A 12592-nucleotide genomic window follows, 5' to 3' on the forward strand; every position below is an offset into this window, starting at 1 on the left:
AGATATTCTCCTTATGTTATTTGGTGGTACTTTTAATATAACGAATATCTGCGTCTTTTAGAAGACACAAAGATAGGGTTGATGACATTTTAATTTTTGTCATCAACCCTATTTATTGTAGAACCTTACTGTGTCGCTTTTTATTATTTAACCATCATAGCCTAATCTTTCTGAAGCTTCTTGGGCACCGTGACGTAAGATCCGCATATAGTCTTTTAATTTATCTTTATTCATACGAGTTAGAGGATCAACAATAGAAAGGGCGCAGACAACTTCATTCTCATAATTCCAAACTGGGAGAGTCAGTGGATAATTACTTTCAGTTAATTCAGCCACACTAAAACTATACCCTTGGCTACGAACTTTTGATAATTCTTTCTTCAATTGAATCGGATTTGTAATTGTATGCTCTGTGAAAGCAGAGTGTGGAAGGTTAATCGCTCTCTCAATTGTTTCTTCATCTGAATAAACGAGAAGCACTTTACCAGTACTGGTTGCATGTACCGGATTTTTCATTCCAATTTGTGTATTGATATCTGAGTAATATGGACCGTTCATCTTATGGACGTAGAGGACATCTGTTCCCTTGAACGCAGTGATTTGTGCACTTTCATTTGTTCTTTGAATAATATTGCTAAGTACTAGACCAGCTTCGCGGTAAATTTCATTTGTGTTTGCAAATATACCTGCGTTAGTAACTTATTACCCAACATGTAACCATGATTTTGGAAATCACGGGCTAGAAGGTTTTCTTTTTCTAATGGGTGGCATGGGTGTTGAAATGGATATGCCTTACGGACTGAATGAAATTTGGGGTTATAAAGGAACAAGAGAACATATGGCTGAGTTAATTGATTTATTGCCTATGACAAAAAGTTCGCGACTGAAGAATTAATTACTGTTCGTCATGTTGCAAGTCAAGAGCCTGGCTTCCATGAAGCATTCAGTTCAATGTTCCCACATTCACGCCAAAGTTCTACGGATAACTTGTCATTCCCAAACGGAAAATTTAAGAAAATCAAACATAAAACTTTATTAGTTCATGGGCGTGAAGATAAAGTTGTTCCGGTTTTTTTATGCCCAAGCAAGTTGATCAAGGTAGTCAATTAAGGCTTCTTGAAAGTCACGAAAAGCAGGGCTGGTTGTTATGACATGGCGTCCATCTTGGAAACTATCAAGGTGAACCGTTGCGTGAGTTAATTTACTTGCAATATCATCTTGCGTCTTAGGATCAATCAGCTCATCTTGAATGGATTTAGCAATATAAGTAGGGGTCGTTATCTTTTGTAAGTTATCACGAACGCCTATAATTAACTCATCAATTTGCTCGATTTGTCGATTCATTAAAGGGGTCAAGGTTTCAATTTCCTGTTGGATATCTTCATCTGACCATTTTCTATGTGAAAGAATGCGTCGAATGGAGCTTGTGATGTATTTTCGAATAGGTGTTGGGTCTAGGCCATTAATACATGGACTATTGAAGGCGCCAATTGCGGTGAATTGATTTGGGTATTTTTGAGCAGCATTCAAAGCCAATATTCCCCCTAGAGAAAGTCCCATAATTGCAATTTGTTTATAACGCTCATCTTCCAAGAATTGAATTGCTTCATCAACTTGGTGAGTCCATTCATTGGGATGGATCTGGAATAAATCGCCCACAGATTTTGTCCCATGTCCCGCTAGGTTAAAAGCATAGACACTGTAGCCTGCCTTGCGAAGCGCTCTAGCCGTTCGTCCAATTTCTTGAATACTTCCAACAAAGCCGTGTAATAATAAAACACAGCGGGGACCTTTTTGATAATAGATCGTGTCTTTTGAGTCGGGCACGATAATCCTCTCCTTTAATAAAAAACAAGCAATATAACGAGTGTTATACTGCTTGTCAAAGTTTTATAATTGGTTTAATATTTCTTCGATGACAACAGCAACACCGTCTTTACGGTGTGAAGGAGCAATAAACTTAGCCATTGCTTTCACTTCTGGTGATGCATTTTCCATGGCGTAACTATGACCTGCCATTTGTAACATTGAGCGATCGTTTAAAGAGTCCCCGATGGTAGCAACGTCTTCCATAGCAATACCGCGAGAAGCTGCATACTCAGCAACTGCAAACCCTTTTTGCGCTTTTGAATGTGTCACTTCTAAGTTATCTGGTCCCGAAGACGTAATGTCTAAATCTTCATAGCCTTCAAAAGTTTTAAGGAAGTTAGGCAAATTGCTATCAGAGGGTTCACCGAAAATCATAAATTTTAGAGCAGTGGTATCATCTGTATAACTAAACTCACTCATATCTTTAATGTAAGCAAGCTCATGAATGAACTGTGCATCACTGGAATAAGCATCGTCTGTTTCGATATTGGTATATTTCTCGATTTCTAATTTGCGAAGCATTCCCTTCACACGATTAACGAAAGCTTCTTTATCTCCTACATAGAAGTATTTATCCGTCATGACTGAATAAGCCGTTTTAGTTTCTTCTAGGTAGTTCAGCATTTCTTTAACAGTATCAATTTCTAACGGGATTTTTGTTTCGATGTCACCATCTAAGTTGTAGACGGCGGCCCCATTTAAGTTAATCATTTTACAGTTGATTTTATGAGCATCTAACATTGGTCTTGCAGAATTGTAGGCACGCCCAGTAGCGATCACAAATTCGATGCCTGCTTGTTGTAGTGCCTTAATTGCTTTCGCATTTCTTTCAGAAACCACGTGTTCTTCATTGAGTAGCGTCCCATCCATATCCGAGACAAATAACTTAACCATTTAATATCCTCCAATAATTTTTAGATTATTTTCTAGCTATAGTTTAACATGAATCAAAATAAAGTGATATGATATTGCTAAGTATATAAAGAGGTGAAGCATATGAATGAACAATATTTTTCTAATAATCCCCAAAGTCAACATCAAGAAAAGCAAATAGATACTGTAGTAAATGGGTTCAATCTTAAATTGATTACCGATAGCGGTGTGTTCTCAAAAGACCGCGTAGACTATGGATCACAGCGTTTAGTAGAGACGTTTATGGAAGAGAAACAAGTCCTTGAAGGTCAAAAAATTTTAGAATTAGGTAGTGGTTATGGACCAATCGTTATAACCTTAGCTAAAGCATTTCCTCAAGCCTCGATTACCGCTGTGGAATTAAACGAGCGAGCCTATCACCTTGCCCAGAGAAATAGCTCATTGAATCAAGTTGGGACGATTCAATGGTTACTAGATGATGCGACATCAGTCGATCTGAACGGAGAGGTTTTCGATTATGTCCTAACTAACCCACCGATTAGAGCAGGAAAACAGACGGTTCATCAGTTTATTACCCATAGCTACAAGCAATTGAAACCAGGAGGCTCCTTATGGGTCGTCATCCAGAAGAAACAAGGAGCACCATCTTTATATAAACATATGGAAGATATTTTTGGTAATGCTGAGAAAGTAAAGCAAGATAAAGGTTACTGGATATTAACGAGTGAGAAAATCGTGTAAAAAATATAAAATATGACGATACAACCTAATATTGGACTGTCATTTTAATCATGATATAATTATATTAAGGGTAAGGTAGTAGTTCCGTTACAGTGCCAATCAACCTGTCAAAGATGCAAAGACAACATAATAGGAGGTTTGCTGTTATGAGTTTTAATAGTGTCCATGATGCACATCGACGAGCGGCTATACAAACGCAACAGGCAATAGCGAAAGAAAGTCGAGATAACAATAAGAAAGACAACAAGAAACATTTTAACGTAGATGATACTACACGAGTAGTGAAGGCAGATACATGGGTGGAGCGGTTAAAACAAAGCTACCTAAAAAATAGTAGACATGCGAACATCAAATAAGCTAAGAAGAGTGAGTTTAACTTACTCTTCTTTGTATTGTTTCAACCAAAAAATTCGAAACGATTTGTAAGTAAGCGTGTTAATGATAAATAAGAAAAAAGTATTGACATAGGAATAAAATTCTAGTAATATAGATAAACGCAAAGAATAGGTATAGATGAAGAGATCACCGCTGAAATATTGTCCAGTCGGTGTTTTCGCCAGAATAAAACAAAAGATTGAGGCGCTTTTAACCTAAAGTTCACAATCCTTTGTTATTTTTTTGCCCAAAATTGAGTAAAAAAAGCAAGTGTAACGCAATGTTAATATTTGTAACAATTCTGTAATATCTAACTTAGTTCTAAAATTTATAAGGGGTGAAGAGCTTGAGTAATCATCATATTGTGAAATATGGTAAAAAAGCAGAGCGTCGTAGTTATTCACGTATTAACGAAGTACTAGAATCACCAAACTTAATCGAAATCCAAACTGATTCATATCAGTGGTTCCTTGAGGATGGGTTAAAAATTATGTTTGAGGATATCTCACCAATCGTTGACCACACAGAAAACTTAGAGTTACATTTTGTAGACTATGAATTTAGAGAAGCGAAATATAACGTCGACGAAGCAAGAAGTCATGATGCAAACTTTTCTCAGCCAATTTACGTAAAATTACGTTTAGTGAATCGTGAGACAAATGAAGTAAAAGAACAAGTTGTTTTCTTTGGGGATTTCCCGATGATGACAGAAATGGGAACATTCATTATTAATGGAGCAGAACGTGTTATCGTTTCTCAATTAGTACGTTCGCCGAGTGTATATTTCCATGATCGCCTAGATAAGAAAAACCGTCACACATTTACATCAACAGTCATTCCAAACCGTGGTGCATGGTTAGAATTTGAAACGGATGCTAAAGGTGTTGCGTATGTACGTATTGACCGTACACGTAAATTACCACTAACAGAATTAGTTCGTGCTTTAGGATTCGGATCAGATGAAGAAATCTATGATATCTTAACTGAATCAGAATTATTAAACACGACTATTGATAAAGACGTACATAAAAACGTTGCAGACTCTCGTGTAGAAGAAGCATTGAAAGATGTTTATGAACGTCTGCGTCCAGGTGAGCCGAAAACGGCAGAAAGTGCGAGAAACTTATTAACAGCTCGTTTCTTCGATCCACGTCGTTATGACTTAGCGCCTGTTGGACGTTACAAGATCAACAAAAAACTTCACTTAAGATACCGTTTATTAGGCTTAACATTAGCTGAGACTTTAGCGGATCCTGAAACTGGAGAAGTATTGTTCACTGAAGGAACTAAACTAGAGCAAGATGACATTGAAAAATTAGTTCCTTATTTAGATAAAGGCTTAAACATGGTGACGTTACACCCTGCTCCGGAAGCAGTTGTTGCAGAACCAATCGATGTACAAGTTGTTCGTGTTTATTCACCAGAAGATCCAGAGCAAATTATTAATATTATTGGTAATGGTCATTTGACTGAAGAAGTTAAGAGCTTAACTCCAGCAGATATCATTGCTTCAATTAACTATTATTTATTCCTAGACCATGGTATTGGTGAGACAGACGACATTGACCACTTAGGTAACCGTCGTATTCGTTCAGTAGGTGAATTACTACAGAACCAATTCCGTATCGGATTATCTCGTATGGAACGTGTTGTTCGTGAGCGTATGTCACTGCAAGATACATCTTCAATGACACCCCAACAATTAATTAATATTCGTCCTGTAGTTGCTGCAATCAAAGAATTCTTTGGTTCATCTCAGCTATCTCAATTCATGGACCAATCAAACCCACTGGGTGAGTTAACACATAAACGACGTCTATCAGCCTTAGGACCTGGGGGATTAACCCGTGACCGTGCTGGATACGAGGTACGTGACGTGCATTACTCTCATTACGGGCGTATGTGTCCGATTGAGACACCAGAGGGACCAAACATTGGGCTAATTAACTCACTCGCAACTTATGCGAAAATCAACGAGTTTGGTTTCATAGAAACACCATTCCGTAAAGTTGATCGTGAAACAAACCGTGCAACAGAAGAGATTCATTATTTATCAGCAGATGAGGAAGATTTATATATCGTTGCGCAAGCAAACTCATTACTGAATGAAGATGGAACATTTACAAACGAAACTGTTATGGCTCGTTACAAGTCTGAGAATATCGAAGTTCCAAGAGAACAAGTCGATTTCATGGATGTATCACCTAAACAGGTTGTTTCAGTTGCGACGGCATCAATTCCTTTCTTGGAAAATGATGACTCGAACCGTGCCCTAATGGGAGCGAACATGCAACGTCAAGCTGTTCCATTGATTAATCCTAAAGCACCATATATCGGTACTGGTATGGAATATCAAGCAGCACATGACTCGGGAGCAGCGTTATTATGTAAACGACCTGGTACAGTCACTTATGTAGATGCAGACCGTATTCGTGTTAAATTAGAAGACGGATCATTCGATGATTACCGTTTAACTAAATTTGCTCGTTCGAATGCTGGTACATGTTATAACCAACGACCAATTATTGAATCAGGTGAAACTGTTGCTAAAGGAGATATCTTAGCGGATGGACCTTCAATGGAAAATGGAGAAATGGCCTTAGGTCAAAACCCATTAGTAGCCTTCATGACTTGGGATGGATATAACTACGAGGACGCGATCATCATGTCAGAACGACTTGTTAAAGATGACGTATATACTTCAATTCATATTGAAGAATATGAATCAGAAGCTCGTGATACTAAGTTAGGACCTGAAGAAATTACACGCGAAATCCCGAACGTAGGGGAAGACGCACTTAAATATCTAGACAAAGACGGAATCATTGCTATCGGTGCTGAAGTTCGTGATGGGGACATTTTAGTAGGTAAAGTAACACCTAAAGGTGTAACAGAATTATCTGCAGAAGAACGCCTATTACATGCAATCTTCGGTGAGAAAGCACGTGAAGTCCGCGATACATCACTACGTGTACCACATGGTGGAGGCGGAATCGTTCATGACGTGAAAATCTTTACGCGTGAAAACGGAGACGAATTATCACCAGGAGTAAACATGTTAGTACGTGTTTACATTGTACAAAAACGTAAAATTAGTGAAGGGGATAAAATGGCCGGACGTCACGGTAATAAAGGGGTTGTCTCTTTAATCGTGCCTAAAGAAGATATGCCATTCTTACCTGATGGAACACCAGTGGACATTATGCTGAACCCATTAGGGGTACCTTCACGTATGAACATCGGACAAGTATTCGAACTTCACCTTGGAATGGCAGCGCGTGAGATGGGTATTAATATCTCTACACCTGTATTCGATGGTGCAAGTGAAGAAGACGTTTGGGAGACAATCAAAGAGGCTGGGTTAGCAGAGGATGCTAAAACTACTTTATATGATGGTCGAACAGGGGAGCCGTTTGATCGTAAAGTATCAGTTGGTGTTATGTACATGCTTAAATTAGGACACATGGTTGACGACAAAATCCATGCTCGTTCAACTGGACCTTACTCATTAGTAACGCAACAACCATTAGGTGGTAAAGCACAATTTGGTGGACAACGTTTTGGTGAGATGGAGGTTTGGGCCCTTGAAGCTTATGGTGCAGCTTACACATTACAAGAGATTCTAACTTACAAGTCAGATGACGTTGTAGGACGTGTGAAAACTTATGAAGCCATTGTAAAAGGTGAGCCAATTCCAAAACCAGGTGTACCTGAGTCATTCCGAGTATTAGTAAAAGAATTACAATCTCTAGGATTAGACTTACAAGTACTTGATGCAGATCACAAAGAAATCGACTTACAAGATGATGAAGAAGATGACGATATCATCAACTTTAATGCCTTAGAAAAATACAAAGAAGATCAAAAGCAAGCAGGCAATAAACCAGTTGCTGCAAGTGAAGCTGTAGAGAAAAACACTGATAAATAAATTTAAGTTAGTATAACGGGATAGAATGATGGGAGACCCACTCTTTAAACGAGTGGCTCCGTCGACTATCGGCAATTTTATAAGGAGGTTGGCCCTTTGATAGATGTTAATACTTTTGAATCAATGCAAATTGGTTTAGCATCCCCAGAGAAAATCCGTAGTTGGTCATACGGTGAAGTTAAAAAGCCAGAAACAATTAATTACCGCACACTAAAACCAGAAAAAGATGGCTTATTCTGCGAGCGTATTTTTGGTCCGTCAAAAGACTGGGAATGCGCGTGTGGTAAGTACAAACGTATTCGCTATAAAGGTCGTGTTTGTGAACGTTGTGGTGTAGAAGTAACGCGTTCTAAAGTACGTCGTGAACGCATGGGGCATATTGAATTAGCAGCTCCAGTAACTCACGTTTGGTATTTCAAAGGAATTCCAAGTCGTATGGGTCTTATTCTTGATTTAAGCCCACGTTTATTAGAAGAAGTTATTTACTTTGCTTCTTATATCGTGATTGAATCAGGTGATACACCTTTAGAAGTTAAATCATTATTAACTGAGACAGAATACCGTGAAAAACGTCGTGAATTTGGTAATCGATTTAAAGCTAAGATGGGTGCCGAAGCAATTCGTGACTTACTAGAAGCAGTAGACATTGAAGCAGAAGCAGCAGAATTAAAAGAGGCATTGAAGACAGCGACAGGACAAAAACGTACGCGTGCCATTCGTCGTCTTGATATTCTAGACTCATTCTTAGAATCAGGTAATGATCCAACTTGGATGATTATGGATGCACTACCAGTTATTCCGCCAGAGTTACGGCCAATGGTACAACTTGAAGGTGGACGTTTTGCAACAAGTGACTTGAACGATTTATACCGTCGTGTTATTAACCGTAACAACCGTCTAAAACGTTTATTAGATCTTGGAGCACCAAACATCATCGTTCAAAACGAGAAACGTATGCTACAAGAAGCAGTTGACTCATTAGTTGATAACGGTCGTCGTGGTCGTGCTGTAACTGGACCGGGTAACCGTCCATTGAAATCATTATCACACATGTTAAAAGGTAAGCAAGGACGTTTCCGTCAAAACTTACTTGGTAAACGTGTTGACTATTCAGGACGTTCAGTAATCGTCGTTGGACCATCATTAAAAATGTACCAATGTGGATTACCTAAAGAAATGGCTATTGAATTATTCAAACCGTTTGTAATGAAAGAATTAGTTGAACGGGATATCGCAGGAAATATTAAAAATGCGAAAAAAATGATTGAAACTCAAGATGACGCTATTTGGCCAGTTATTGAAGACGTGATTAAAGAACATCCGGTTCTATTAAACAGAGCACCTACGCTTCACCGTTTAGGTATTCAAGCTTTCGAACCAGTGATCGTTGAAGGTAAAGCGATTCGTCTTCACCCATTAGTATGTGAAGCCTATAACGCCGACTTTGATGGTGACCAAATGGCTGTTCACGTTCCGTTATCTGAAGAAGCACAAGCAGAAGCGAGACTATTAATGTTAGCAGCACAACATATCCTGAACCCTAAAGATGGTAAACCAGTTGTAACACCATCACAAGATATGGTTTTAGGTAACTACTACTTAACATTAGAAGAAGAAGGACGTATCGGAGAAGGTATGGTGTTTTCTTCTGTAAGTGAAGTTGAATTAGCTTACCAAAATGGATATGTACACTTACATTCACGTATTGCTATCCCAGCGGCTTCATTAGAAGGAAAACCATTTACAGATTGGCAAAAAGAACGTTTAATGGTAACGACTGTTGGTAAAGTGATTATTAACCAAATCATGCCAGAAGAGTTCCCTTACTTAAACGAGCCAACAACTGAAAACTTAATTGAACGCACACCTGATAAATACTTCCTTGAACATGGAGTAGATGTCAAAGAAGCGATTAAAGAAATGGACTTAGTACCTCCTTTCAAGAAAAAACATTTAGGTAACGTCATCGCAGAAGTGTTCAAACGTTATCAAGTAACTGAAACATCTATCATGCTTGATAAGATGAAAGATTTAGGTTATAAATACTCAACTCGTTCAGGTATGACTGTTGGGGTTGCGGACGTTATTAACTTAGATACTAAAGAAGGAATCATTACAGATGCTCATGACCGCGTTGAGAAAATCACTAAGCAATATCGCCGTGGTTTAATTACTGAAGATGAGCGTTATAACAATGTTATCCGTACTTGGGAACGTGCGAAAGACCAAATTCAAAACGAATTGGTTGAAAAACTACCACGTCTTAACCCAATTAACATGATGTCTGATTCTGGTGCCCGTGGTAATATCTCTAACTTCACTCAGTTAGCTGGTATGCGTGGTAACATGGCGGCTCCAAGTGGTAAGATTATCGAATTACCGATTACTTCGAACTTCCGTGAGGGATTAAACGTACAAGAAATGTTTATCTCTACCCATGGTGCTCGTAAAGGTATGACCGATACTGCCTTGAAGACAGCCGATTCAGGATACTTAACACGTCGTTTAGTTGATGTGGCACAAGATGTTATTGTTCGTGAAGATGACTGTGGAACAGACAAAGGTCTAGTAATTAGAGCGATTAAAGATGGAAATAGTGTCATTGAATCACTAGAAGAACGTCTCATCGGTCGTTACTTACAAAAAACGATTCGTCACCCAAAAACGAACGAAGTTATTATCTCTAATAACGAATTAATTACAGAAGATATCGCGCAACAAATTATTGCTGCTGGTATCGAAGAAGTAACGATTCGCTCAGTATTCACTTGTGATACGATTCATGGTGTATGTAAACACTGTTATGGACGTAACTTAGCGACTGGAGACGAAGTTGAAGTTGGTGAAGCAGTTGGTACAATCGCTGCCCAATCAATCGGTGAGCCTGGTACACAATTAACAATGCGTACATTCCATACGGGTGGGGTTGCCGGTGGTGGAGATATCACTCAAGGTCTTCCTCGTATCCAAGAGATCTTTGAAGCACGTAACCCTAAAGGGTTAGCTCAAATCACGGAAGTGGATGGTGAGATTGAAGCGATCGAAGAGAAAGCTTCAGACCGTACTAAAGATATTACTGTTCGTGGTATTACAGATACACGTACATATAACGTGCCATTCCAATCAAGACTTAAAGTTACTGTTGGAGAAACTGTAGAACGTGGTCAAGCCTTAACAGAAGGTTCAATTGATCCGAAAGAATTACTACGAGTAACTGATGTTATCACTGTTGAAAACTATCTATTACATGAAGTACAAAATGTTTACCGTGGACAAGGGGTAGAAATCGGAGATAAACACGTGGAAGTAATGGTTCGTCAAATGCTTCGTAAAGTACGTGTTATGGACCCAGCTTCTACAGATATCTTGCCAGGAGCATTATTAGATATTGCTGACTTCACTAAAGCCAACGAAGCAGCAATCAAATCAGGAGAAGTTCCTGCAACTGCACGTCCAGTTTTACTAGGAATTACAAAAGCAGCTCTAGAGACAAATTCATTTATCTCTGCTGCATCATTCCAAGAAACGACACGTGTCTTAACTGACGCTGCTATTCGTGGAGATCGTGACGAATTGATCGGATTGAAAGAGAACGTTATTATCGGTAAACTAATTCCTGCCGGAACTGGTATGAACCGTTACCGTTCACTTGAAACGTCAACTTCTGAAGATATCGAACGAATTTTAGAAGAAGAAAGAATTGCAAAAGAAAAAGCCGAAGCTGAAAAAGCTGAAGCCGAACAAGAAGAGAAAGACGCTAAGTCTTCATTTAAATAATTAAATATTTTCAAATACAAACGCCTGCTCACTGAGTTAAATTAGTGAGCGGGTGTTTGTATTTATATTCTATATGGAGAGGATACAATACAAACCGAAAAATATAAATGGGAAAAAAGGTAAAGCGCCAGTGAACTTAAAACTGAATAAGTATCTCAATAAGAAATAACATAGTGCTGTAGTCGATGTAATAAATAAAAACATAGGGAATAGAGATACAGGTATACATAATGAAAGGATAGTAAAGACTTTAATATCAGCTCCTCCAATAGAGGCAGGCCTTAGCGTGTTAAAAATTAAGAAAGAAACAAAGGTTACCGATGAAAGCAATAATTGCATATCAAATTCAAGATCGCTGACGTAAACAATATACAAAACAAGACATAAAAGAATGAACTGAAGCAAATCAGGTACCATCATAGCGTGTATATCACAGTAGATCATTAACAAGCTTACTAAGGTAAAGACCAAGATAAAGTAGAAGTGATACTCATTAAACACAAAGCTAGACCATACGAACAGAAGACCACTCATGATTTCAACTATTATATAGTAGAAAGTCGTTGGCTTCTGACAATAACGACACTTAAATCGACTTAAAACTTGAGAAACAATTGGAACTAAATCAAAAGCTTTGAGTGTAGTAGAGCAATGATCGCACGTAGAACGACGAGTAAAACGAATTTGCTGGTGTACCCAATCAAAGGCAAAACAATAAGTAAAGGAGCCAAGACAACTACCGATAATAAACTGAAAAATATATATCATATAAAAACCTCCTAATGATATATACAAGAAAAAAGGTCAATTCCATTATTAAATTTACATAAAATCAAAAATAATATATAAAAGACAAAAAAGGTTGACGGTTAGCTGAATTTCATGCTATATTATTTCTTGCTGGGGAGCGTCAAGAAGTTTGTGTAAATAAAGAATTCCTTCTGTAAAAAAATCAGCTCTCTGCTAGTGTTCCAAACATTTCCCATAGCTCTGCTTCAGCTTGCTGGAAACCGCGGTGGCTTCGGGTTA

The 12592-nt window shown here is 38.3% G+C and carries 9 protein-coding genes; 5 read left to right on the forward strand and 4 right to left on the reverse strand.

Annotation, left to right across the window (positions count from 1 at the left end):
* Positions 1-147: 147 nt before the first annotated feature.
* Positions 148-558: an IclR family transcriptional regulator gene (locus ACEN4N_RS10015; protein WP_197104051.1), complete on the reverse strand. Its 411-nt coding sequence runs from the start codon at positions 556-558 to the stop codon at positions 148-150.
* Between the two features lie 112 nt (positions 559-670).
* On the opposite strand from ACEN4N_RS10015, the gene ACEN4N_RS10020 reads away from it, so the two are divergent.
* Positions 671-895 (forward strand): hypothetical protein, encoded by a 225-nt coding sequence (locus tag ACEN4N_RS10020; RefSeq protein ID WP_407090870.1) that lies wholly within the window; start codon positions 671-673, stop codon positions 893-895.
* 179 nt (positions 896-1074) lie between these two features.
* Here the strand turns inward: ACEN4N_RS10020 and ACEN4N_RS10025 are convergent, their stop codons facing one another.
* Together ACEN4N_RS10025 and ACEN4N_RS10030 are read right to left on the reverse strand one after the other, a co-directional pair.
* Positions 1075-1827 (reverse strand): alpha/beta hydrolase, encoded by a 753-nt coding sequence (locus ACEN4N_RS10025; protein ID WP_407090871.1) that lies wholly within the window; start codon positions 1825-1827, stop codon positions 1075-1077.
* Positions 1828-1890: 63 nt separating this feature from the next.
* Positions 1891-2763 carry a Cof-type HAD-IIB family hydrolase gene (locus tag ACEN4N_RS10030; protein WP_407090872.1) on the reverse strand — a complete coding sequence of 291 codons (873 nt, stop codon included), beginning with the start codon at positions 2761-2763 and terminating at the stop codon, positions 1891-1893.
* A 102-nt stretch (positions 2764-2865) separates the two neighbouring features.
* Between ACEN4N_RS10030 and ACEN4N_RS10035 the strand changes: the two genes are divergently transcribed.
* The 4 genes from ACEN4N_RS10035 to rpoC all read left to right on the forward strand — a co-directional run bounded on the left by ACEN4N_RS10035 (position 2866) and on the right by rpoC (position 11563).
* Positions 2866-3483 (forward strand): class I SAM-dependent methyltransferase, encoded by a 618-nt coding sequence (locus ACEN4N_RS10035; RefSeq protein WP_407090873.1) that lies wholly within the window; start codon positions 2866-2868, stop codon positions 3481-3483.
* Between the two features lie 146 nt (positions 3484-3629).
* A complete protein-coding gene (locus tag ACEN4N_RS10040; RefSeq protein WP_407090874.1) occupies positions 3630-3839 on the forward strand; it encodes a hypothetical protein in 210 nt (69 codons plus the stop codon).
* A 356-nt stretch (positions 3840-4195) separates the two neighbouring features.
* Positions 4196-7786, forward strand: coding sequence for a DNA-directed RNA polymerase subunit beta (gene rpoB / locus ACEN4N_RS10045; protein ID WP_407090875.1), 3591 nt, complete (start codon positions 4196-4198; stop codon positions 7784-7786).
* A 96-nt stretch (positions 7787-7882) separates the two neighbouring features.
* Positions 7883-11563 carry a DNA-directed RNA polymerase subunit beta' gene (rpoC, locus tag ACEN4N_RS10050; protein WP_407090876.1) on the forward strand — a complete coding sequence of 1227 codons (3681 nt, stop codon included), beginning with the start codon at positions 7883-7885 and terminating at the stop codon, positions 11561-11563.
* Between the two features lie 69 nt (positions 11564-11632).
* Here the strand turns inward: rpoC and ACEN4N_RS10055 are convergent, their stop codons facing one another.
* Positions 11633-12331 carry a prepilin peptidase gene (locus ACEN4N_RS10055; protein WP_407094166.1) on the reverse strand — a complete coding sequence of 233 codons (699 nt, stop codon included), beginning with the start codon at positions 12329-12331 and terminating at the stop codon, positions 11633-11635.
* Positions 12332-12592: the final 261 nt, after the last annotated feature.

Origin of the sequence: Ruoffia sp. FAM 20857 (assembly GCF_045528645.1) — a bacterium.
Lineage (GTDB): Bacteria > Bacillota > Bacilli > Lactobacillales > Aerococcaceae > Ruoffia > Ruoffia halotolerans.

Bases quoted from the DNA above. Each gene is read 5' to 3' on its own strand.
- ACEN4N_RS10015 (WP_197104051.1), bottom strand. From the start codon at position 558: ATGAACGGTCCATATTACTCAGATATCAATACACAAATTGGAATGAAA.
- ACEN4N_RS10055 (WP_407094166.1), bottom strand. From the start codon at position 12,331: ATGATATATATTTTTCAGTTTATTATCGGTAGTTGTCTTGGCTCCTTT.
- ACEN4N_RS10035 (WP_407090873.1), top strand. From the start codon at position 2,866: ATGAATGAACAATATTTTTCTAATAATCCCCAAAGTCAACATCAAGAA.
- ACEN4N_RS10030 (WP_407090872.1), bottom strand. From the start codon at position 2,763: ATGGTTAAGTTATTTGTCTCGGATATGGATGGGACGCTACTCAATGAA.
- ACEN4N_RS10040 (WP_407090874.1), top strand. From the start codon at position 3,630: ATGAGTTTTAATAGTGTCCATGATGCACATCGACGAGCGGCTATACAA.